Raw genomic sequence first — 23275 nt, 5'->3', positions numbered from 1 at the left:
GGGGGAAGGGTGGCTCAGCCGCGCATGATCTCAGGGGCCGCGCCCTGCGGCAACCGCGGGCTGCCGGGGTGCGAGGCAAGTGCCAGCAGCAGCTCGGCCAGGGGCATGGGCCTTGCGAACAGGTAGCCTTGCTGGAAGTCCACGCCGTGGCGCGCCAGGTAGTCGCGTTGCACCTCGGTTTCCACACCCTCGGCGACGATGCCCAGCGCCAGTTTGCCCGACAGCTCGATGATGCTGTCCAGAATGTGCTGCGACAGCGCGTCGCCGCCGATCATGGCGACGAAACTCTGGTCGATCTTCAGGTAGTCGATCTTGAACTGGCGCAGGTAGTTGAGGCTGGACTGGCCGGTGCCGAAGTCGTCCAAAGCGATCATCACGCCCATGGCGTTGAGCTTATCGAACAGCTCCAGGGTGACCGGCGTGGGTTCGATCAACTTGCGCTCGGTCAGCTCGAGGGTAAGCACCACGCGCCCGGGCGGGAAGTGCGCCAGAAAGGCCTGGCAGTCGTCGAGCAGGCCGAGGTCGCGGCAGTGGTCGGCGGTGATGTTGATGCCAACGTGAAAACCGTCTTCCAGCAAGGCCGCGTGGGGCGCCAGGCCTTGAGCGGTGTTCAGCATCAGCGCGCGGGTCATCGCGACGATCTGCCCGCTGTGCTCGGCGTAGGGGATGAACAGGTCGGGGCGCACCAGTCCTTCGCTGGGGTGGCGCCAACGCATCAGCACTTCGACGCCGGCCCAGCGGTAGTCGCCCTTGCGCACCACCGGCTGGAAGTAGGGCAGGAACTCATTGGCCTGCAACGCCCGGTCGAGCTCGGCCCGCGGCGAGTTGGCCCGGCGGATCTGCCAGTGGCATACCGCCCCGGCAAAGGCGCCAAGCAGCAACAGCAGGCTTAAAAGGGCCGGGTAACGGGCGCGCAGTACCTCGCCGAGCTTGTCTGCCGGGTACCCGCCATGCACGCTGAACGGGTAGCGGCTGGAGGCTACGCTTACCGCTGCGCTGGCTGCCAGCGGTGGTGCGCCGTCACGGACCACGCCGTCTTCGCCCATCCAGTGCTTGCCCACTTGAATCTGCAGTGCTTCACCCTTGCCGATCAGGCGCAGGGCACTTTGCAGGTGGCGCCCGTCCACCGTGGTGATCGCCCCGCGTGAGCCCTGGCTTGCGCGATACACCAGCAACGCCTGGCCTGGGGTGACCGAGTTGCCGTCCATCAGCCACAGTTGACCGTCGGTGTAGTCATTCACCTGCACCGGCTCGTCGAAATCGCCGAACAGCGAAGAACAATAGAGGTTGTTGTGGTCGAACAGGTTGGTGGAGCGGACGAAGGCATTGCGGGTGACTTCCACGCGCAATGCCAACTGCACCTCGGCGCAGGGTTGGCCGGCCTTGGGCAGCAACTGGTTGGCGGCGGTCGAGAGGCTGGCGAGTATCGTCTCGATATGTTCCGACACTTCGGTGGCGGTGGCGCGGCTGCTGGCTTGCAGTTCGTGTTCGGTTTGCCAGCGCATCACCGCCAGGCCGCACAGCAGCGGCAGCACAGCCACGGCCCAGGGCAACAGGGTACGCCAGCTCCAGCGGGCAGGGCGGCGGGCGGTAAGCGGCATGGCAGGGTGAACCTTGTGGCAAGCGGGGACTGATGCACAGGATAGCCGTTTGTCGGGCCAGGCCGCTAACTTGATGGCGACAATTATGTTTACGCAATGTAGAATCCGGTTACGAATACAACAATAAGGTCCTCCAATACCGGGGGATCAAGCCCGCCTGGAATGGGTCGCTATGACAAACCATGGCTTCAAGCTGATCATTGGTGACTACCTCGCCCGCAGTGTGCGCGGCATCCCCTGTTCGCCCCCTCTGCAATTCGGCATCGCAAGCACCCGATAACCGTTTTTTGCGCTGTAGATGAGGACACGAACATGGCAGATATCTTCGAAAACCCGATGGGCCTTGAAGGCTTCGAATTCATCGAGCTCGCCTCGCCGACCCCTGGCGTGCTGGAGCCGGTATTCCAGATACTGGGCTTCACCAAGGTGGCCACGCACCGCTCCAAGGATGTGCACCTGTATCGCCAGGGTGGCATCAACCTGATCCTGAACAACGAACGCAACAGCTTGGCCTCGTACTTTGCCGCCGAGCACGGTCCGTCGGTGTGTGGCATGGCCTTCCGTGTGCGCAACAGCCACGAAGCCTACGCCCGCGCCCTTGAGCTGGGCGCCCAGCCGGTAGAGATCGAAACCGGCCCGATGGAGCTGCGCCTGCCGGCGATCAAGGGTATTGGCGGCGCGCCGCTGTACCTGATCGACCGCTATGAAGAGGGTAGCTCGATCTACGATATCGACTTCAAGTTCATCGAAGGCGTCGAGCGCAACCCGGTGGGCGCGGGCCTGAAGATCATCGACCACCTGACCCACAACGTGTACCGCGGGCGCATGGCCTACTGGGCCGGCTTCTACGAGAAGCTGTTCAACTTCCGCGAGATCCGCTACTTCGACATCAAGGGCGAGTACACCGGCCTTACCTCCAAGGCCATGACCGCCCCGGATGGCATGATCCGCATCCCGCTCAACGAAGAGTCGTCCAAGGGCGCCGGGCAGATCGAAGAGTTCCTGATGCAGTTCAACGGCGAAGGCATCCAGCACGTGGCTTTCCTCACCGACGACCTGCTCAAGACCTGGGACGCCCTCAAGGGCCTGGGCATGCGCTTCATGACCGCACCGCCGCAGACTTACTACGAAATGCTCGAAGAGCGCCTGCCAGGCCATGGCGAGCCGGTGGACCAGTTGCAGGCCCGCGGAATCCTGCTCGATGGCGCATCGGATTCCAGCGACAAGCGCCTGCTGCTGCAGATTTTCTCGGAAACCTTGCTTGGCCCGGTGTTCTTCGAGTTCATCCAGCGCAAGGGCGACGATGGCTTTGGCGAGGGCAACTTCAAGGCACTGTTCGAGTCGATCGAGCGTGACCAGGTGCGCCGCGGGGTGCTGAGCACCGATTGACACGCGTCACCACCACAGTTAATCGCGGGGCAAGCCCGCTCCCACGCGGCGTGGGGGCGGCCTTGCCCCGCGCTGCTATCGGCCACACGTTGTGCCGGCCCCATGGCCGCCGGGCGATGTGCTAGGCTGCCGAAAACCTGCCTCGTCAAGGAACGCGTACCCATGGAAAAGGCTATCGACGTATTCATGCAGGCCGCCATCGACGAAGCGCGTCTGGGGCTTGAGGAAGGCGGCATACCGATCGGCTCGGTGCTGGTGCATGACGGCAAGATCATCGGGCGTGGCCACAACCGCCGGGTACAGAACGCCAGCGCCATCCTGCATGGCGAAATGGACGCCCTGGAAAACGCCGGCCGCCGGCCCGCCAGGGTGTACCGTGAAGCTACCCTCTATACCACCCTGTCGCCCTGTGCCATGTGCAGCGGCGCGATCCTGCTGTATGGCATTCGCCATGTGGTGATCGGCGAGCACTCGACCTTCATGGGCGAAGAAAAGCTGCTGCGCGATCGGGGTGTGCGGCTACAGGTGCATGACGACGCCACCTGCAAGGCATTGATGCAGAATTTCATCGCAGCGCAACCGCAACTGTGGAATGAAGATATTGGCCACTGACAGTCGAGACCTGGCAGGTGCGATCAATATGATCCACCTGGCACCGGAGCCCGGCAGCGTGCCTGCGCTGAGCGCCAGTATCGCCGCCACCGACTGGAGCCGCACCGCGCTCGGGCCGCTATCCCACTGGCCGGCGACGCTGCGTGTTGCCGTCGACATGTTGCAGCTGTCGCCGTTCCCCTGTGCGCTGGTGTGGGGGCCGGAACTGAGCGTGATCCTGAATGATTCCTACCCGGTCGTTGCCCGCCAAGGGTGCAGTTTTCACGACCTCTGGGGGGAGACCTGGGAAAGCGTGGGGGCGGCCGTGTTCCAGGCGCTGGAAGGGCGCGGGGCATTGGTCGAAGACGTGCCGTTACCTGCAGGGCGCCAGAGGAGCGGGGCAGCGGCACAGTTCAATTGCTACTACTCACCGATTCGCGACGACCAGGGGGCGGTCGCAGGTTTCCTGCACACCATGATCGCTGCCTCGGCCAATGCCGAGGCGCTGCGCGAGTGGCAGGAACGCGCCCAGTCATTCGAAGCGCAGTTGGGCACTTACCTGGCCGACAGCGAGCACACCTGGCAACTGTCGCCCGATGTGATGGTGGTGCTCGATGCCGAACGGCATGTGCACCTGAGCAACCCTGCCTGGCAGCGCACGCTGGGCTGGGGTGAGGGGCGGCGGCCCGAGGTGTCGTTGCCGGAGCTGCTGCACCCGGGCGAGCGCACCGAGGCTGTGCTGGCGCTTGCCGCGTTGCAGAACGGCGATGTCGCGTCCACCTTCGAGGCCCGTGCGCGCCATGCTGATGGCTACTACCTCTGGTTTTCCTGGCACACCATACCTGGTCAGGCCATGCCGACCCTGGTTGGCCGGGAGATCACCGCAACCCGCAATGCCGCGCAGCGCCTTGCCGAAGCTGCGGTACGTGAAAGCCGCCGCATGGACTCGGTGGTCAAGGTGGCGGGCGGGCTGGCCCATGAAATGAACAACGTGTTGAGCGGTGTTGGCAGCAGCCTCGAGTTGCTGGAGCGGCGCCTGCTGCAAGGGCGCATCGAGAGCCTGGAGAGCTATGTGGCCATGGCTCGCGAATGTGCCGAGCGCGCCATTGGCCTTACCCACAACTTGCTGGCGTTTGCCCGCAGCCAACCGCTTTCGCCGAGCGCACTGGACGTCAACCGGCTGATGCGTGAGGCACAACCCGCCATGCAGCAGACTTTGGGCAGCGAGATGCTGCTGAGCTGGGAACTCGACATGTCGCCGTGGCCGGTGCAACTGGACCCGGAGCGGCTGCGTACTGCCGTGCTGCAACTTTGCGCGAACGCCCGGGAGGCTTGCCAGGGGCGCGGCAAGCTGTCGATCCGTACGCTGAACGAGCGTATGAGCGTCGCCAGCGAGGTACGGCCGGGCTTGCCTGCCGGTGATTATGTGACCATCCAGCTGGAGGATGATGGCCACGGCATGTCGGCCGAGGACCTGGCCCACGCGTTCGAGCCGTTTTTCACCACCAAGGCCCTGGGGCAGGGCGCCGGGCTTGGCTTGCCGATGGTGCACGGGTTCGTCAGCCAGTCAGGCGGGCAGATGTGGATCGAGTCGCACATTGACCAGGGCGCGCGGGTGGTGATGATGTTCCCCCGCTACCAAGGGGTTCTGCCGGAGCAGGCAGACCTTACGCCCGACCCGAAACCTGCCAGGGGCGAGCGGCTGCTGTTGGTGGACGATGAAGTCAACCTGCGCGGGCTGATGAAAGAGGCTTTGGTGGAGCGTGGCTATGTGGTGGACGATGTCAGTGACGCCAATGCCGCGCTGGGGCAGTTCCGCAGCGCCGGCCCGTTCGAGCTGGTGATCACGGACATCGGCTTGCCCGGTGGTTTCAGCGGCAGCCAGGTAGCCAGGGCGCTGCGGATGATCGAGCCGGCGCAGAAGATTTTGTTCATCACCGGTTTTACCGGAGAGCCCATCGAGCAGGCGGTGCTCGATCAGCCTGGCACAGCCTTGTTGCGCAAGCCGTTCTCGCTGGAAACGCTCAACCGGCAAGTGCAGCACATGCTGCGCGATTGAACTTCGCTTCAACTTTTCACAGGCCTTGCTGCAGCACCGGGTCATCGGGGTTCTGCTGCTCGAGCTCGGCCAGCAGTATCTGCACGTTCTGCAATTGGCCGGTCTCCTTCCAGTACTGGATCAGCAGCACCCGCGCCCGGCGGTTGGCCGGCTGCCGGTTGAGCAGGGTCTCCAGTTGCTGCTGGGCGGCCTGGACCTGCTCCAGGCGATGCAGGGTGACGGCCAGGGTGTAGCGGTAGTCGCTGTTGTCCGGCTCCAGCTCCACCGCGCGGGACAACGCCAGCAGGGCGTACTCGTGTTGCTCGTGGCGGCTCAGCCAGAGGCCCAGCTGGTATTGCAGAAACGCCGAGTCCGGGCGCAGGGCCAGGGCCTTGGCCAGCACCTGGCGGGACGCGTCGTGCTGGCCCTGGCGCTCCAGCAGGCGCACCTGGGTGGCCAGTGCATCCAGCCCTTCGGGGGCCAGTGCCAGGCTGCGCTCCAGGGCTGCAGAGGCTTGAGCATAGGCCTGCTCGTGCATGTACAGGCGCGCCAGGTGCACTTGTGCGGCGGCATCGTCGGGTTGTTGCTCGAGGGTTTGCTGGTATTGCTCCAGCGCCTCCTGCAGCGGGCCGAAATACAGGCCGATGTCATCCGGGTCCAGCCCCAGCAGGGCGTCTACCACGGCAAAGCGCACGCTTTGCTCGTCGTCTTCGAGCAACGGCCCCAGCGCCAAGCTGCGCTGGGCGGCCGGCAGCAAGCGCTGAATGCTGTTGATGGCCGCCCGGCGCACGATGGGGTCGTCGTGCTCAAGGTCCTGGCGGGCCAGCTTGAGGGCCTGGGGCGAAGGGTAGTTGGGCAGTTCGGCATACAGCGCCGCGCGGCGGATCGGCGCCAGGTCGCTGCGTTGCAATTGCTGGTACAGCACCCGCGCCGCGCCGGGCTGGCCATCGTGCGCCTGGCGCAGGGCCTTGGCGTAGCTGTGGGGCGGCAGTACCGGCGCTGCAGGCTGCGGGGTACGCCACAGGTAGCTGAGCACGCCGGGCACCAGGATCAGTAGTGACAAGGCGATCAGCAGTAGGCGGCGTCTGGGCATCGTGCGGTCCGTGGCAGGGGAAGGGCAGAGCTTGGGACAGGCGGGCAGCAAATGCAACGGTCTGCGCCGCGTCGGGTATGATGCTGGCCTTTTCTCAAGCAACGAGGCCTGCATCATGTCCCTGAGCGCTGAACAGATTGGCGAATTTCGCGCCTTTGCCGAAGAGCTGGCCGATGCTGCGGCGGCAGCCATCCAGCCGTACTTTCGCGCCGCGCTGGACGTGGAAGACAAGGGCGGGCGCCTGTACGACCCGGTGACCGTGGCCGACAAGGCTGCCGAAGACGCCATGCGCGCGTTGATCCAGGCGCGTTACCCCGAGCACGGCATTCTTGGCGAAGAGCAGGGTGTTGCGCTGGGCAGCAGCCCGCTGACCTGGGTGCTCGACCCCATCGACGGTACCCGCGCGTTCATTACCGGCCTGCCGCTGTGGGGCACGCTGATTGCCCTTAACGACGGTGAGCGCCCGCGCATCGGCGTGATGAACCAGCCGTTCACCGGTGAGCGCTTCGTCGGCACCCCCGAGGGCGCCTGGCGCAGTGGTACGCCACTGAAGACCCGGGCCTGCACCGACCTGGCCAGCGCCACCCTGATGTGCACCACGCCGGACATGTTCGACACCGAGGCACGCAAGGCTGCCTTCCATGAAGTCGCCGGCAAGGCCCGGCTGATGCGTTATGGCGGTGACTGCTACGCCTACTGCATGCTGGCCTCGGGCTTTGTCGATGTGATCGTCGAGGCCAGCCTGCAGCCGTATGACGTGCAGGCACTGATGCCGATCATCGAAGGGGCGGGCGGTGTGATCACGGCCTGGGATGGCAGTTCGGCGCAGAACGGTGGTTGTGTGGTGGCCTGCGGTGACCCGGCGCTGCATGCGCAGCTGGTGCAGATGCTGCGCCACGCAATGTAAAGCGGCCCCTCTGTAGGAGCCGGCTTGCCGGCGATAGGGCCTGTGGCCCCGGTACAAGGCTTGACCTGTGCTTTGCAGGTTCGGCCCATCGCCGGCAAGGGGGCATTGGAAACGTGAAGCGTTTCGCTTGTTTGCCCGCGACCACCGCACTTTTTGCCGATTCCGTGTTCTATGCAGAGTTGGGCTGCGCCGATCCCCGGCAGGGCCGCTGACATGTACCGGTGCCGATGGCTGCAAGACAACTCGCATCCCACCCCGCACGCCTGCTGCTGGCAGGCGTCCTGACGTGCCTCGGCGCCTGCACCCAGCAGCAGGGTAGCGACATGCTCCAGCAGTTTCGCAACGGCAAGCCGGACGAGCTGTTCCAGACCAGCGTCGACCGCATGGCCACGCTGTCCATGCGCGACAACCTGCAAAGCCTGTACCTGCTGATGAACAAGCTGTACCTGCGCAACCCCAGCCAGTGGCAGCGCTCCGGCTACCTTGACGCCACCACCGCTGCGCGGCAGATCCGCATCGCCATCGAGCAGCGCCAGAGCTTGGCGCAACTGGGCGACCGGCGCGACCTGGCGGCCTTGAGCTACGCCCTGGACCCTGAGTTCAAGGGCGACCGGGTGGGGGCTTTCATCTATGCCATTGGCAGCATGCTGGTCACCGCCCATGGCGGGCGCACCGAGTTTTACATGACCGATACCCTCGACCCGCTGTTCATCAACAACGCCGCGCGCAATATCGAGAAGGCCACCTGGATGCTCAGCCAGCGCCAGGACGCAAATGGCGTACTGCTGCTGTTTTCCAACGAGATTTCCGAGCAGGGCAGCAACCTGAGCTTTGCCGTGGAGTTCGGCAAGATCGTCGCGCGCCTGGACCTGCTGGCGCAGATGCTCGACGAGCGTTATCGGCGGATCGGGCTCAACTATGCGCAGAGCCTGCTGCTGATGAATTTCCTGCCGGTGCAATGACAGTCGCGGGGCAAGCCCGCTCCCACGCTGCCCGAATCGAGTGGGTGGGCGCAATTGGCTGTAGTGCCTGAACCGGCCTCATCGCCGGCAAGCCGGCTCCTACAAGTACGGCGCAGGTTTGAAGGCTATGCGATCCCTGTGGGAGCGGCTTTAGCCGCGAACACCGGCGTAGCCGGTGCCAGGCACTGTGTCGCGATGAGCCTGCTAAGCCACATCGACCAGCACGATCTCGGTGTCTTGCAGCGCGGTGACCTTGATCAGGCCTTCCTGCTCGATGGCCACGCCGTCACGGGCCTTGGCTTGCAGGCCGTTGACCTCGACCAGGCCCTTGGCCGGCACGAGGTAGCCGCGCCGGCCTGTATCGAAGCGGTACTCGGCGCTTTCCCCGGCTTTCAGGGTGGCAGCCACCAGGCGTGCATCGGTACGGATCTGCAAGCTGTCTTCGTCACCTTCACGGCCGCTGGCCAGGGTCACGAAGCCCTCGCCACGTTCACCTTTGGGGAATGGCCGGGTGCCCCAGGACGGCGCATCGCCGACTTTCTCCGGGACGATCCAGATCTGGAAGATGCGCGTATCGACCTTCTCCAGGTTGTACTCGCTGTGCACGATGCCGCTGCCTGCACTCATCACCTGCACATCGCCCGCTTCGGTGCGGCCCTTGTTGCCCAGGCTGTCCTGGTGGGTGATGGCGCCCTCGCGAACGTAGGTGATGATCTCCATGTCGCGGTGCGGGTGCGGCGGGAAGCCACTGCCGGCGGCGATCAGGTCGTCGTTCCACACCCGCAGGTTGCCCCAGTGCATGCGCGCCGGGTCGTAGTATTCGGCGAACGAGAAGTGGTGGTGGGCGTCGAGCCAGCCGTGGTTGGCATGGCCAAGGCTTTCGAAGGGCCGAAGTTGCAGCATGATGATGCGCCTCTGAATGGGTTGCGATGGGGTCATGATGCGGTGGTTAAAGATCGAAAAAAAGCGTAAATATCGGCTTATAATTATCTATTTGGTAGATTGTTTTTGGTGCGGTAATGGATGCGCTTCATCGCCTAATGCACTGATACACAAGCATTCGCTGGCACTTTATGGCAGATGAGGCGAACATGGCTGCTGTTTGAATTTTCAATGGAGTGACCGTGCCCCACGAGCATCCCCAGGCCCCGGCCGACCTGACCCCGCCTGCCCAGTTGCCCTGGCTGCGCCGCCTTGCTGCGCGCCTGCTGGGGCGTGGCCTGAGCCGCTTGCAGGCGCAGCACCGTGACAGTTGGTTCCTGGGCCATGCCACGGGCCTGCGCAACGGCCATAGCGATGGCCTGCAGGAGGGCTACGAGCGTGGGCGGGTGGACGGCTATGAAGCTGGCCGCCAGGTACTGGTGATTCGTGACATGCGCCCTGACAGTGCGGCGGTGCCCGGCCAGGACGACAAGCTGTTCGACGACTGGCGCCTGCCGCTCACGGCAGAGCTGAAAAAGCGCTTCAAGGCTGACGTCGCCCAGCGCCTGCCGGCCGACGCACAGCCCAGCGCCGCGCAGTGGAAGCTGATCTTCAGTGACACGCCGTCCACCTGCGTGGTCGCAGGGGCCGGTGCCGGCAAGTCCACGTCGCTGGTGTTGCGCATCCTGCTGTTGCGCCACTACCTGGGCTACGAGCTGGACGCCATGACGGTGGTCACTTTCACCCGCGAGTCGCGCAAAGACTTCATCCAGCGCCTGCTGCAGGTGTTCGCCCTTTGGCAGCTCGATTTATCACCGGCCCAGGGCCGCGAGCTGGTGCGCACCTTCCATTCGCGCATCCTGCCGCTGGTGCGCAGCCTGCCGGGCTTCAGCCAGGTGCGCGCATTTGAAACCCTCGGCAATGAGCTGCCGGCCGGTGGCGAGGCCGCTGCCGACAGCAACCCGTTCGACCTGCGCCTGAACGACGCCCAGCGCCAGCAGCTCAACCTGTGCTACCGCGACCTGATGAACGACAGCCCGCGTTTCGCCACATTGATTGGCGAGTTGCGCCAGGAAGCCCTGCTGCTCAAGCCGCTGGACCCCGACCACCCGGACGTGCAGAAACGCGTGCAGGTGACCCAGCTGGCCGCCCAGCGCGACGAAGAGCTGTGCGATGTGATCGAGGACCTGTGGTACGCCGCCGGTGCTTGGCCGATCAAGGGCATCGAACCCTGCCGCGACACGGTGCAGATCCGCGGCAGCCGCTTCCATGTACAGGGGCGGCTGGCAGGCTCTGACGCTTGGGTGGTGCTGGGCTTCGACCCTGGCGAAAGTGGCCAGTACCAGCGCCCCGGTGCCAAGCTGACGGTGCGGGCAGAGTGGGCGGTAAAGCGTACGTTGTTTCAAGCTTTCTGCGATAAGCCATTGATATGGCTAGATAACTATTCTTCTGCAAAACGTCTTGCTGCTGCCTTGGCAGGCGATGCCGTGGCCGGGCCCGGGTTTGAGTACAAGGTCAAGGGCGAGCTGGCTCCTGCGCCGCTGCTCGATGCCTTTGTCACCGCCGCAAGCTTCATCGAAAACCTCGGGCTGGAGGTGGGCAGCGCCGTGGCGGCCATGAGCTTCCCGCCTGGTGACAGTGACGGCCCGTTCTTCGAGGCCCTCGCGCTGTTCTGGAAGGCCTTCGAGGCGCAGCTGCTGGCCCAGTCGCCACCGGTGATGACCTACAACCGCATGTTCGCCCTGTTCGGCGAGAACAACCCGGAAAACCTGCAACTGTTGCCCGACCCGCTGTTGCGCCCGCTGGCGCATCTGATGATCGACGAGTTCCAGGATGTCTCGCCACAGATCGTCAGCTGGCTGCGGGCGAGCCTTTCCGAAATTCGCCGCCGCGGCCCGGCGCTGCACACCGGGCGTGGCGCGCAGCATTCCTCGCTGATGTGCGTGGGGGATGACTGGCAGTCGATCTACGGCTGGCGGGGCAGCTCGCCGAAGTTCTTCATGGAGTTCACCAAGGCGTTCCCGTCGCCGGCCAATACCCGGGTCATGCTGGTGGAAAACTACCGTAGCCAGCAGCACATCATCGATGCTGCCGAACATCTGGTGAAAGGCACGCCAGCGATCACCGGCAAGAAGGCCAAGGCCTGCGGCCGTGCGGCCGAGCTGCCGTTGGCGCCGGTACGGGTGTTCGAGCGTGATGAGGCGGCGTTGGCCCAGACGCTGATCGAGCATTACCAGCAGGGCGAAACGGTTTTGATGTTGTTTCGAAAAAGTTTCGATAAGTCATTGATAGAGCAGTATTTAATGGATGTTGTTAAAGCTGATTCTAGCTTGCCGCCAAGCCAGCGCAGGCTCAAGCAACTGACCTATCACAGCGCCAAGGGCCTGCAGGCCGATGCGGTGTTCATGCTCGGCGACTGCCAGTACCTGACCAGCTCGCCCTACAAGAACCAGGTGTATCGGCTGGCCGGGCTGGGCAAGCCAGGCGATGCCCAGGCGTTCGACACGGCGCAAAAAGAAGAGGTGCAGCGCCTGGCTTATGTCGGTGTGACCCGGGCCATCCGGCACTGCTACTGGCATGTGGAACGGCCCAACGGCGAGGCAGCGAGCCTGCCGCGCGCATCGGGCCAGGTGGAAGGGCGGCAGGCCTTCTTCGAAGACCTGCGCGGGCAGTAACGGCGTCAGTCCCTGGGCGGGGCCGCTTGTTCTTTGGTCAGGCGTTTGAGCAGCACTGCTTTGGCGTGCTGGCGTTCGGCGTTGTAGGCGGTCTCGGCCTCTGCAGGCAGGTCGATGTCAGAACCCCTTGGTCGCAACTGCCCCTGCTCATCGAATGGTGCGCTACCCAGGGCGTTGCCGATGGCCACGCTGACTTCGTCGCCCAGCGGGCCATCCTCCAGTTCGTAGAGGCCTATGAGGTAATTGAAGCCGTTCGCCCAGCGGTCGTTGAAATCCTCGAAGGCCTCAGGGCGTTCGCGCTCCAGGTACAGAATCCAGGCAGGCTCGGCCATCAACCAGTCGTGCATTTGCTCCGTGTTGCCGGCCAGCCGCTCGACGGCCTCTTCGACGTTGTCTTCGATACTGTCATCGACCATGGCGGTTGCGCGGTAGAGCATGCCACGGCTCGGCTCCGGGAAGTTCAGTCGATTGGCGCCGCTCAGTGCCAGGCGCAGCGCCAGGCGAATTTCGATGTCGTCCACCGGGTAGTTGCGCAGGTCCTCGTCACTGATGTCATCTGCTGCATCCAGGGTGGGCAATGCCTCTGCGGATGTGTTGGCAACCAACGCAGTACGACGCAGCTGCCGGCGCAGGCTGATGCGGTCTGCCGCCTCGTTGACCAGGGTGCGGCGGTACAGGCGACGATAGTGCAGGAACAGGTCCCAACCGCTGGTCTGCTCGTCGCTGCCCAGGTCGTAAGCCTGCACTTCCAGCTCCAGGGCACTGAAGGCATCCGCGCCGGCGTCACCGCAGGTGGCTGGATATTCCCGGGTCAGTTCGACAATTCGTTGGCGCAGCCCGTCGTCGGCTATGACCCGGTCCAGTAACTGCCATACCCGCCTGCCCAATCCCTGCGCGTCCTGCTGAGCGTCGCTGGACTGGGTGAGGCGCTGGAGGATATCCGCCAAAGGGGTATTTTCTGGTTCGGCGAACAGGGCATCCCAATGTTCCCGCTGTTGGGCGCTACCTTGCGCGCGCCAGCTCAGCGGTTCGCCTTCGGGCTCCGACTGCGACGTTGCCGGGTCTTCATACACGACCAGGCCGCTTTCACGCAGGCGCAAGGCGTCAGCTTCTGCCAGCCCGTTGTAGTTGAACAGCCAGCTCAGGTCGCGGCGATTGCCCCTGAAGGCCTCGGCATAAGGGGTAGCCAGGATAGCCTCTATACCAGGCAGGGTCTGGATGTCGTTCTGACTCAGATTGATCCGGCGCAGCTGGAAGTTGCGTTGGTTCATCAAGGTGGTCAGCCCGTCCGGCCACGCGATGAGTTCTGCGCGGCTCAGGTCGAGCGACTCGAGGCGGGCCAAGAAACCGAGATCTGGCGCAATGCCCAGCGGGTTGAAGCCCAGGTCCAGCGTGCGCAGATGAACCATGTCGGCGAAAAAACCCTGGGTGGTTTCATCCAGGACCAGCGCGTTGGCATGCAGATCCAGGCTCTCCAGCGGCAATTGGGTCAGGTCGCGCAGCTGTGCAACGTTCAACTGCAGGCTGTTGTAACGCAAGCTCAGCTGACGCAGGCGTGGCAGGCCCGAGAGGGTTGGCAAGGCATTGCCTGGAAGGTACCTGAGCATGTTGCTGTTGAGGTCCAGAGTTTCCAGGCGGCTTGCATTGCGCAGGCTCTCGAACAGCGACCGGGCGTCCAGGGCGACATTCTGGATACAGCGCAAGGTTCGCAGGTTGGGGAAACTATGCAGGAAAGCGGGTTCTACCTGCTCTACGCCAGCGTTCTCCAGGATGATTGTGGTGATGTGGTCCATCCGTGAGGGCAGGGCAGGTACGGTCTGCAACTGCATGTTGCTCAGCGTCAGGGTGTCACCGCTCTCCCTGCGCCAGGCGCCGCGAACGGCTGCGGCAAAAGCCTCACGGCTCTGTCGCTGCTCTGCCGGCGCCGCCTGCACCCATTCATTCAGTTCATTGTCGAGGCGAAGCCATTGGTCCCCCAGGAAGAAGATCCGTTCGGCAAGTGTGCCAGGCAGCCTGCGCAGTTCGTTACGCAAGGCATTGATCTGCCCGTTGTCCATCGCAGGAAACAGCGCGCGCAAGCGGGCGTTGATATTCTCAGGCGCTGACCCGCGCCCACTGAGCGGGTAGCCAATGCGCCCATCGCTGATGCGCAGCGGCGAGCGCCAGCCTGGCCGTATCGGCTGCTGGCCCAGCAGACGACGGGCCAACGGGCGATCGGCAAGTAAGGCTTGCAGGCACCCAGGTGTGTCGCCTTGCAACTCGGGGCGCAAGCGGGTGAGCTGCTGGATCAGCTTTTGGCTGTCCTGGTTGGAGAGTTCGGGGCGGTACAGCCCCATCAGTGCCCTGTCCAGGCGCACCCGTGCCTGGCAGCGTCGTGCTTCTTCTGCAACCCGTAGCGGCAATTTGGCCCCAGGGGTGCTCAGTTGCACGCGGTCGTTGGCGTTGGCGTGGCTGGCGATTTCTTCCAGCACCCGTATCGGCAGCCCGGGGAATTGCTCGCCGATGCGCTTGGCCGGCACGCTTGGCGTGGGTTGGGCCCGCTCGTACAGCCGGTTGAATATTTCCTCCCGCTTGCCCTGCAGGCGGTCTGCCAGCAGTGATTGCAGGCGCTGTGCGCGTTCGCTGGCTGGTGTCTGGTCACCGAGCAGGCTGAGCAGTGACGGCTCGTCCAGTTGGCTGACCACGGTGCGTGCGAGGTCGCCGTTCTGCAATTGGGTGCGGGTAAGCTCCAGGTCCAGTCCTGGCCCCTCTGCCTGGTTGGCATAGGTTACCGATTCGCCCCAAGGTTCCGGCCCCTTGTAGACCTTCACCCGGACATCCTTCGGCCAGCCGGGCAGGTTCGGTAACTCTGGGGGCGCAAAGTTGTAATGGGCACTCAATGGCTTGCCTTCCCGGACGGCGCTGACGATGCCGAGGGTGTCGATGTCGCAACGCACCCTGACCATGGCGTCGATCAGCAGTGACGGGGAGGGTTCATTGATGACCCGGCTGCGCAGCAGCGCGCCGGGTGAGAGGTCGACCAGCTTGGCGATTGTGCGTAACTGCGTGTCGCTCAGGCCGTCGGCGTGGTGGCCGACCCGGCGCAGAAGCTCTGTCTTGGCCCATGTCAGGGGTGAATCATGCTCCATGCGCCAGGCGCCCTGGCCATCGTGGTGCAGTCGAGGGCGGTAGGCCTGGGGGTCGGCAGGGTGCTGTACGCACCAGCGCCCTTGCTCGTCGGGCATCACCTTGTAGTGCTGGCCGTTCATGTTGATGTAACGCTCATCACCCTGGTACCGCAGGCCTTGGGCATCAGGCTTGCCCAGGCCATCAGGCAGCGTTTCGACCGCATAGCCTTTGAGCGAAGGCCGCCACAAGCGGCGCTTGCCCTCGATCAGGATCTCTTGCATCGCGTCCACGAAGCCACTGGCCTTGAGGGCTTTCGTCGCACCGGCGAAGGCGCCGATGGTCAGGGCGTTGACCAGCAACGACTCGACATGGGCCAAGGCCTCGGCGTTTTCGCCATGCTCCCAGCTTTCGATGCCGTGGAACACTTCGCCCATGATCTGCGCACCGAATATCGCCAACATCGGCACATTCAGCCCGGGCACTGCCAATGCCGCCACATTCAGCACATCCAGCCCGATCTCCAGCCAGTGCTCCAGCCGCTCGCGCCAGGCGGCAGCGTCGACATCCGCAGTGGGCACCGCGATAGCCCGGGCATTGGCCTTCAAGCGTTGCAGGTGGTCAGCGTAGAGCGTCTTCCAGACCGTGGCCCCGACCTCGCGGGTGCCCAGGCGCAGGACAGGTGAGGGCCGGGGCTTGTTACGGCCGTCAGCGAGGCGCTCGAACAGCGCCGCCTGCAACTGGCGCGCCAGGGCCGGCTGCAGGGGCGTGGGTGCGTAACCGATGAGCAGCCGGCGCAGGTCGGTTTGCAGCATCCGTGTGGCGAGGTGCTCGTGAATTGCGCTTGCCGAAGGGAATTCCCTGAGGCTTTGCTGGCCCAGGCCTGGTATGTACAGCACGCAGGGGTTGACCTGCGCGTCGTCTTGCGGGCCGATGACCAGCACTTCATGGATCGGTGTACCAAACAGCTCCAACCACCTCACCGAAACCCGGCGCCCGGCATAGCTGGGTGCGGGGTCATCGGCACACAGTTGCAGCAACATGGCATGGCCAGCCTTGCTCAACAGCGCCTGCATGCGTGCGGTATGGGCCTGCACCAGCAGTTCGTCGCGGCTGGCGCGGATGCAGGCACGCTCGACCATGGCCTGCTCCGGGCCTTCGAACACCGCCTCCAGGTGCTGCTGGTAACGTTTGCCCAGGTCCAGCGACCGGCATGTTTCGATGAAGGTCGGCAGAGCCAGGCCGCTCAAGGCGGTGGTGTCCGTCGTGCTGTTTTGCAGGGTGCTCAACGGCCCGGCCGCGAAGCCGGCGACGAAGTTGCCCAGCGCCGCCGCCAGCAGACTGTGGCGTTGCGGTGGGCCGTCGGCTTGGGGTTTGGAGGGCTTGATATCGGCCGGTATCACGCCTGTCGATGGCAAACCGACCAGGTCGGGGTCCGCCACCAGCTTCCAAGGTTGGAAGACATACTGCGCCTGGGTGACGGGCTGCCCGATATTCAGCGCGTCAGCCAGCAGTGGCTGGCAAAAGGCAGTGATACCTTGCAAGCCGGCAAGTGCTTCGCCGCTGGCTTTGCGGCTCTGTTCGCGCCGGGTCAGGGCTTGACGCAATGCGCTCTGGTCGCTGGCCTCGGCGCTGGCATACCAGGAAAAAGGCTTGCCTTGTTCATCGAGGTAGTCAGCCCGCAGCGCGCTGAACAGCGCGCCGATATGGCTGGCCGGCAGTTGCCGGGCCCAAGCAGGCAGCAAGGTGACGATAGTGGATTGGTGAAAGGCGGTATCGGTGGGCTGCATGGCAAAGCTCCTGGTGAAAGCGGCCATCTGATCGGTAAACCCAGGCTCATGGGCATTAATGGAGTACCTCTCGCGCGGGGCTGCTATGGTCTTGTTACCGCCTGCAGCCAGGAGTTGATCGATGTCGCCTGCCTTTCACGTCCTGCATATCGACCATGTGGTGCTGCGTGTCGCGAATCTGCAGCGCAGCCTGGTGTTCTATGAGCAGTTGCTTGGGTGTGCCGTGCGCCGCCGCCGTGAAGATTTGGGCATGCTGCACCTTGCTGCCGGCAGCAGCCTTATCGACCTGGTGGCGATAGATGGCCCGCTGGGACGCCAGGGTGGCGCCGCACCTGGCCGCGAGGGCCACAACCTCGACCACCTGTGCCTGCGAATCGAGCCGTTCGACGAGCCCGCCTTGCGCGCTTACCTGCAAGCTGCCGGGGTGCAGGTGGAACCTGCCGAGCAACGCTATGGTGCCGACGGTGAAGGGCTGTCGGTGTACTGCCTGGACCCTGACGGCAACCGGGTCGAGCTCAAGGGGCCGCCGCTGGCCTGAATGCAGCGCCGGGCGCTGCCGGTCGTGCAAGCACTGGCGTGTTTCCCGGCTTGGCAGGGGCCCTGTAGGAGCCGGCTTGCCGGCGATAGGGCCAGTGGCCCTGATACAGGGATCACAGGCCCGGCCTCATCGCCGGCAAGCCGGCTCCTACAGGCGGTCAGCGCAAGGCCCCGCGGCCACTGGCTATCCCGGCAAAGCCGATTATGCTTTTTGTTACCTTGCCGCGATCCGAGGCCTGGCCTCGTCGTGCTTCGCCGCAACCTGAAAGCCCTCGGGCTGGGTGCGTGCATATGGATTCGCTTGGGGCACTCCGGTCCATCATCATGACGGAGGCGACCCATGGCGGTCCTCGACAGCAGCGCATCCACGGGCAGTAGCGCGCCCCAACGTGGCATCACCAAGGAGGAGCGCAAGGTCATTTTCGCCTCCTCGCTGGGGACCGTGTTCGAATGGTACGACTTCTACCTCTACGGCTCGTTGGCGGCGATCATCGCCAAGCACTTCTTCGCCGGGGTCAATGAAACCACTGCCTTCATCTTCGCCTTGCTGGCGTTTGCCGCAGGCTTTGCCGTGCGGCCGTTCGGCGCCATCGTGTTCGGCCGCCTGGGTGACATGATCGGGCGCAAGTACACCTTCCTCATCACCATCGTGATCATGGGCCTGTCCACCGCCGTGGTGGGTATGCTGCCCAGCTACGCCGCCATCGGCGTGGCGGCGCCGGTCATTCTCATCACCTTGCGCCTGCTGCAGGGGCTGGCCCTGGGCGGGGAGTACGGTGGTGCTGCCACCTACGTGGCCGAGCATGCGCCCAAGGGGCGGCGCGGGTTTTTCACGGCGTGGATCCAGACCACCGCCACCCTGGGCCTGTTCCTGTCGCTGCTGGTGATCCTGGCCTGCCGTACCGCCATGGGCACCGAGGCCTTCGAGGCCTGGGGCTGGCGCATACCGTTCCTGCTGTCGATTTTGCTGCTGGCCATTTCGGTGTATATCCGCATGCAACTCAACGAGTCGCCGGTATTCATGAAGATGAAGGCCGAGGGTAAGGCGTCCAAGGCGCCGCTGACCGAGTCGTTCGCCCGCTGGGACAACCTCAAGGTGGTGATCATGTCGCTGCTCGGCGGCACCGCCGGCCAGGCGGTGGTGTGGTACACCGGGCAGTTCTATGCGCTGTTCTTCCTGCTGCAGATGCTCAAGATCGACCCGCAAACCGCCAACCTGCTGATTGCCGGGTCGCTGATCATCGGCACGCCGTTCTTCATCCTGTTCGGCAGCCTGTCCGACCGCATCGGCCGCAAGCCGATCATCATGGCCGGCTGCATCCTCGCCGCGCTGACCTACTTCCCGATCTTCAAGGGGCTGACCGAGTACGGTAACCCTGACGTGTTCGTTGCCCAGGAGCAAAACCCGGTGGTGGTGGTGGCCGACCCCGGGCAGTGCGCGTTCCAGTTCGACCCGGTGGGCAAGGCGCGTTTCACCAGCTCCTGCGACATCGCCAAGAGCCTGCTGGCCAAGCGCGCCATCCCTTACGAGAACCAGGCCGCCGAGCCCGGCAGCGTGGCCCAGGTACGCATCGGCGAGCGGGTGCTGCAAAGCTTCGACGGCAGCAGCCTGGCCGCGGCGGACTTCAAGGCGCAGAACGATGCCTTCACCGCCACCCTGGGCACGGCACTGAAAGAAGCGGGGTACCCGGAAAAGGCTGACCCTGCGAAGATCCACTACCCGATGGTGTTGCTGCTGCTGACGATCCTGGTGCTCTACGTGACCATGGTCTATGGCCCGATCGCTGCCTGGCTGGTGGAGCTGTTCCCGGCGCGCATCCGCTACACCTCCATGTCGCTGCCGTACCACATCGGCAACGGCTGGTTCGGCGGCTTCCTGCCCACTGTGGCGTTCGCCATGGTGGCGGCTACCGGGGATATCTACTACGGGCTGTGGTACCCGATCGTGATCGCGGTGATGACTGCCGTCCTGGGGATCTTCTTCCTGCCCGAAACCAAGGACCGCGACATCGCCTGAGCCGGTAAACGCATTGCGGGAGGCCCGTGGCAGAGGGCCTGCCCGCGACAGGCGTCAGTCGAAGTAACCGCGCAACGTATACCGGTATCCCAGGTCTACCTGCGCCCCTTGCTGCTGCCAGGTCTTCTTCAGCACGAATTCGAACGCCGGCTCGTACAACCCGTCACGCACCAGCGCCCCGGCCAGCACCTCCACCTCGTACCAGCCATTGTCCAACTCGATGATCGGCCGCCCGGGCTCCTGATAGCGGGCCATCAGGTCGCCCAGGGTCTTGTTGGTGAAGTGCTGCAGGATGCGCCAGGTGAACAGCATCAGTGCGCGGTTCTCGACCCGCAGCCGGTAACCGTCGCGGCGGTGCTTGAGCCGGCTGCCAGGCTCGAGCAGCGCCGGCGTGCGGCCGTCGAGGGTGAACAGGATGCGGTAGGGCAGGTTGTCGATGCCGGCCAGCGGCAGCACCACGCCTTCGTGCACCGCCTGGTCGCCACTGTCGCCTGTGGTGAACGCGCGGGCGAGGTCGTCGGGCAGGTCGTTTTCCTGTTTGAAGGTGTACAGCAGTTGAATGTCGCCGAGCAGAAAGTAGTCGATCAGGTCGTTGAGGACTTCACTGAATTCGTAGCGCATGGGTTTTCCTTGTTATGGCTGCGCTGGGGGAAGTCGGCAATGTAGCCCAGGTGCGCCGGGCTGTCTGCAGGGTGGGGCGCGCTGTTCAATGGCGCTGGGCAATCTGGATGAGGTTGCCGCAGGTATCGTCGAAGACCGCCACGGTCACCGGCCCCATGTTGGTGGGGGGCTGGGTGAACTGCACGCCTGCGGCGCACAGCCGGGTGTATTCGGCCTGTATGTCGCGCACGCCGAACGAGGTGGCGGGAATGCCATCTGCCTTGAGTGCGGCCTTGTAGGTTTTTGAGGCAGGGTGGGCGTCGGGCTCGAGCAGCAGTTCCATGCCGTTGGGGTCGTTGGGGGAGGTGAAGGTCAGCCAGCGGTGCTTGCCCATGGCGATGTCATGCTTGGGCTGAAAGCCCAGCACATGGTGGTAGAAGGCCTGGGCCTTGGCCTGGTCGTCGACGAGAATGCTGGTGATCACGATCTTCATCGGGCGTGCTCCGTTACGGGCTTGCTGTAAGCAAAGCACATCCGCGGCGCGTTGCTTGCCTGTTCGGGGGGGCGGTGATGGGTGCAGCGCTGCCGGCCCCTGCACGAGCCGGCAGCGCTTATGGCTTCAGCCGGAATGGGCGATGGGGTGCTCTTCGTTGACTTCTTCCTCGCCCGGCAGCGCGGTGATTACGCTGAAGTCGCTGACTTCCACCTCGCCACCGCCATAGCCCAGCAGGTGGAAGGAGAATGCCTTGCGCTCGGTGGGGTTGTCGAAGTCGAATTCCATTTCCATGGGCTGGTCAGCGGTTACCAGTACTTCGTCGGGCAGGCCCAGTTGCACGTCCTGCTCGAACTGCTTGGCCTTGAGGCGGATATAGGCCTCGTGTTGCGGGTCGAGGGCACGCACCTTGACCCGTACCCGGGTGCGCGAGCCTTCGGGCATTTCCAGGTACTGGGCGCCGATCAGGTTGTCGGCCCAGTCGTCGCGGATGCGCTCGTGCAGGGCGATTGGCGATGGTCCGCCGAACTGGTAGCGCAGGTTGAGCGGGGTTTGCAGCAGCGATTGGTCCAGGGTGCTGGCCAGCAGGTTCAGCTGCGGGCCGAGGCTACTGTCGCCGCGCCCCAGGTAGCGCGCCTGATCGGCGATGAAGCCCTCGCTGGCGTAGCGCCGGCAACGTTGCTGGAAATCACATTCGCTGAAGGTGCCCTGGCCGTCGTGGTAGCGCAGCACGCCGTTGGTGAACGAAATCATCTCGCGGCCGCTGTCGTAGTCGCGGTACAGCGAGCGCCCGCCCAGTGCGGCGGGAATTGGCAAGGCGAAGTAATCGAGCAGCGAGGTGGCCAGGTCGACGTGGCCGTAGGTGCCGCGCTTGAGGGTTGGCAATTGCGCCTGGTCGGGGGCCAGGGTCAGGTTGAAGCCCCAGGACGAGGCCAGACGTACGCCGTCGATGCCGTGGGATTCATCCGAGGTCACCACCACCAGGGTGTCCTTGAGCACGCCCTGGCGTTCGAGGTTGTCGAGAAAATCGCTCAGGGCGTCGTCCAGGTAGGCGACCGCCGCCTGCTTAGCGGTGTCGTAGCGTTGCAGGTAGTCGTCAGGGGCCGAGTAGGGCTGGTGGGTGCCTACGGTCAGCAGGGTCAGCATCCACGGCTGTTTTTGCTTGCGCAACTCGCCCACGTACCCCAGCGCACCCTCGAAGAAGGCCCGGTCGTCCTTGCCCCAGGGGAATTCCAGATAGTTTGCATTGTTGAACCATTCCAGGCCGTGCACCGACTCGAAGCCGATATGCGGCATGATGCGGTCCTTGGCCATGAAGCGCAGCCCGGCGCCCTGCAGGTAGTGGGTGGTGAACCCGGCCTGGCGCATTTGCGCCGGCAGGCAGGCCTGGTTGCGTACGTCTTGGGTGAGCAGCTCGACGCCTTTGGGGGTGCCGTTGGCCAGCTTGTCGTAGTCGCCGCAGAGCATGGCGTACAGGCCGCGGATGGTCTGGTGGGTGTGCAGCACGTAGTCGGGGGTGTTCATGCCGCGCTCGGCCCACTGGCTGAGGCGCGGCATGAGCTCTTGGTCAAAGCGGCTGCCCAGGGCCTGGCGGTTGGCGCGGATATAGGCCCCGGGGATGCCTTCTACGGTGATCAGCAGCAGGTTGCGGGCGTTGCCGGCGCCCTTGAGCAGGCGCTGGCCGGCGAGGTCGGCCTGGGTCAGGCCGGCAGTCGGCAATGGCGTGATCGTGGTTTCGCCGCTGACCAGCACCTGAGCGCGGTGCTGCAGTTCGCCACTGGCAGCGCTGAGCAGTTGATGCGGCAAATTGTATTGGCGCCACTGGTCGGCGTCAGACGGCACCAACTGCTGGCTGCCCCAGTGGGCCGCCAGCAGCACCAGCGGCAAGGCCCAGGCCTTGCCCGGTAGCCCGGCCCGGCGTTGGCCGCGACTGAACCAGCAACTGGCGAGCCAGACTGCCAGGCCTGCGGCCAGCAAGCCTGGCAACCACGGGTGGGAGAGGGCGCCACCGGTCGAGTTTTCCATGAATTGCGGGTCGAGCAGGTAGTGCAGGTCGGACGGGTTGGGCAGGCGGCCCACCGCGCTCACCAGCTCCGCCGAAGCCATCCACAGCCCGCCCCAGAAGAGCAGCAGCGGCAGTGCCAGCCACCAGGCACGGCGTTGCAACAGCACTACCAGCAAGCTGCCGACGCCAAGGTCCGAGAGGTAGCCGAGCGGCGCTGACCAACCCAGCAGGGCGCGTGCGCCCAGGGGGATGGCCAGCACCAGGGTGCACAGGGCGAGCAGTCGGGCACGGGGGTGGCCGAGCATGTGTTTCACGTAAGCGTTCCTTTTGCCATGAAGCTGTCACACAAATGTGCTCGATGATATCAGGCATCGGGTAGTAACGCGGTCCGTGACAACCGTGGTTACCAAATTCGCCGGGGGCCGTACCCCGTGATGACCTCAGAACCGCAATCGCCGGCAAGCCGGCTCCTACAGGGGTACGCGTTAATTTGGATAACGCGTACCCCTGTAGGAGCCGGCTTGCCGGCGATAGGGCCCGAACAAACAACA

15 protein-coding genes are annotated in these 23275 nt (G+C 64.5%); 8 read left to right on the top strand and 7 right to left on the bottom strand.

Features of this window, described 5'->3' with window-relative positions; genetic code table 11:
* Positions 1-14 precede the first annotated feature (14 nt).
* On the bottom strand, positions 15-1601 hold the full coding sequence (locus tag ACI2KK_RS26735) for an EAL domain-containing protein (protein WP_404671320.1): 1587 nt from the start codon (positions 1599-1601) through the stop codon (positions 15-17).
* A gap of 312 nt (positions 1602-1913) precedes the next feature.
* On the opposite strand from ACI2KK_RS26735, the gene hppD reads away from it, so the two are divergent.
* From hppD to ACI2KK_RS26720, 3 genes are all read left to right on the top strand, one after another.
* The gene (gene hppD, locus ACI2KK_RS26730; protein WP_404671319.1) at positions 1914-2990 is read left to right on the top strand and encodes a 4-hydroxyphenylpyruvate dioxygenase; all 1077 of its coding nucleotides are present in this window, start codon (positions 1914-1916) and stop codon (positions 2988-2990) included.
* 174 nt (positions 2991-3164) lie between these two features.
* Complete coding sequence (locus ACI2KK_RS26725) at positions 3165-3602, top strand: nucleoside deaminase (protein WP_404671329.1); 438 nt, start codon at positions 3165-3167, stop codon at positions 3600-3602.
* Positions 3603-3630: 28 nt separating this feature from the next.
* On the top strand, positions 3631-5640 hold the full coding sequence (locus ACI2KK_RS26720; RefSeq protein ID WP_404671318.1) for an ATP-binding protein: 2010 nt from the start codon (positions 3631-3633) through the stop codon (positions 5638-5640).
* Positions 5641-5656: 16 nt separating this feature from the next.
* On the opposite strand, the gene ACI2KK_RS26715 is transcribed toward ACI2KK_RS26720, so the two are convergent.
* The gene (locus tag ACI2KK_RS26715) at positions 5657-6712 is read right to left on the bottom strand and encodes a tetratricopeptide repeat protein (RefSeq protein ID WP_404671317.1); all 1056 of its coding nucleotides are present in this window, start codon (positions 6710-6712) and stop codon (positions 5657-5659) included.
* Positions 6713-6827: 115 nt separating this feature from the next.
* Between ACI2KK_RS26715 and hisN the strand changes: the two genes are divergently transcribed.
* Positions 6828-7619: a histidinol-phosphatase gene (gene hisN / locus ACI2KK_RS26710; RefSeq protein ID WP_404671316.1), complete on the top strand. Its 792-nt coding sequence runs from the start codon at positions 6828-6830 to the stop codon at positions 7617-7619.
* Positions 7620-7846: 227 nt separating this feature from the next.
* Positions 7847-8581 (top strand): hypothetical protein, encoded by a 735-nt coding sequence (locus tag ACI2KK_RS26705; RefSeq protein ID WP_404671315.1) that lies wholly within the window; start codon positions 7847-7849, stop codon positions 8579-8581.
* A 204-nt stretch (positions 8582-8785) separates the two neighbouring features.
* Here ACI2KK_RS26705 and ACI2KK_RS26700 read toward each other — a convergent pair whose 3' ends face one another.
* Positions 8786-9484, bottom strand: a complete 699-nt coding sequence (locus ACI2KK_RS26700; RefSeq protein WP_404671314.1) for a pirin family protein — start codon at positions 9482-9484, stop codon at positions 8786-8788.
* 221 nt (positions 9485-9705) lie between these two features.
* Here ACI2KK_RS26700 and ACI2KK_RS26695 point away from each other — a divergent pair, with 221 nt between their 5' ends.
* Positions 9706-12177: a UvrD-helicase domain-containing protein gene (locus ACI2KK_RS26695; RefSeq protein ID WP_404671313.1), complete on the top strand. Its 2472-nt coding sequence runs from the start codon at positions 9706-9708 to the stop codon at positions 12175-12177.
* Between the two features lie 5 nt (positions 12178-12182).
* Here the strand turns inward: ACI2KK_RS26695 and ACI2KK_RS26690 are convergent, their stop codons facing one another.
* On the bottom strand, positions 12183-17072 hold the full coding sequence (locus ACI2KK_RS26690) for a dermonecrotic toxin domain-containing protein (protein ID WP_404671312.1): 4890 nt from the start codon (positions 17070-17072) through the stop codon (positions 12183-12185).
* A 121-nt stretch (positions 17073-17193) separates the two neighbouring features.
* On the opposite strand from ACI2KK_RS26690, the gene ACI2KK_RS26685 reads away from it, so the two are divergent.
* The gene (locus ACI2KK_RS26685) at positions 17194-17610 is read left to right on the top strand and encodes a VOC family protein (protein WP_404671311.1); all 417 of its coding nucleotides are present in this window, start codon (positions 17194-17196) and stop codon (positions 17608-17610) included.
* A gap of 339 nt (positions 17611-17949) precedes the next feature.
* Positions 17950-19626: an MFS transporter gene (locus ACI2KK_RS26680; RefSeq protein WP_404671310.1), complete on the top strand. Its 1677-nt coding sequence runs from the start codon at positions 17950-17952 to the stop codon at positions 19624-19626.
* A 54-nt stretch (positions 19627-19680) separates the two neighbouring features.
* Here ACI2KK_RS26680 and ACI2KK_RS26675 read toward each other — a convergent pair whose 3' ends face one another.
* From ACI2KK_RS26675 to ACI2KK_RS26665, 3 genes are all read right to left on the bottom strand, one after another.
* On the bottom strand, positions 19681-20247 hold the full coding sequence (locus ACI2KK_RS26675; RefSeq protein WP_404671309.1) for a hypothetical protein: 567 nt from the start codon (positions 20245-20247) through the stop codon (positions 19681-19683).
* Positions 20248-20332: 85 nt separating this feature from the next.
* Positions 20333-20719 (bottom strand): VOC family protein, encoded by a 387-nt coding sequence (locus tag ACI2KK_RS26670; RefSeq protein ID WP_404671308.1) that lies wholly within the window; start codon positions 20717-20719, stop codon positions 20333-20335.
* 126 nt (positions 20720-20845) lie between these two features.
* A complete protein-coding gene (locus tag ACI2KK_RS26665; protein WP_404671328.1) occupies positions 20846-23029 on the bottom strand; it encodes an LTA synthase family protein in 2184 nt (727 codons plus the stop codon).
* Positions 23030-23275 lie beyond the last annotated feature (246 nt).

The sequence above is a fragment of the Pseudomonas sp. NPDC089406 genome, assembly GCF_044900265.1.
GTDB classification, from domain to species: Bacteria; Pseudomonadota; Gammaproteobacteria; order Pseudomonadales; family Pseudomonadaceae; genus Aquipseudomonas; species Aquipseudomonas fakonensis.
Note: the sequence above shows the minus strand (reverse complement) of the source record. Positions and strands in the feature narration are given on the sequence as shown.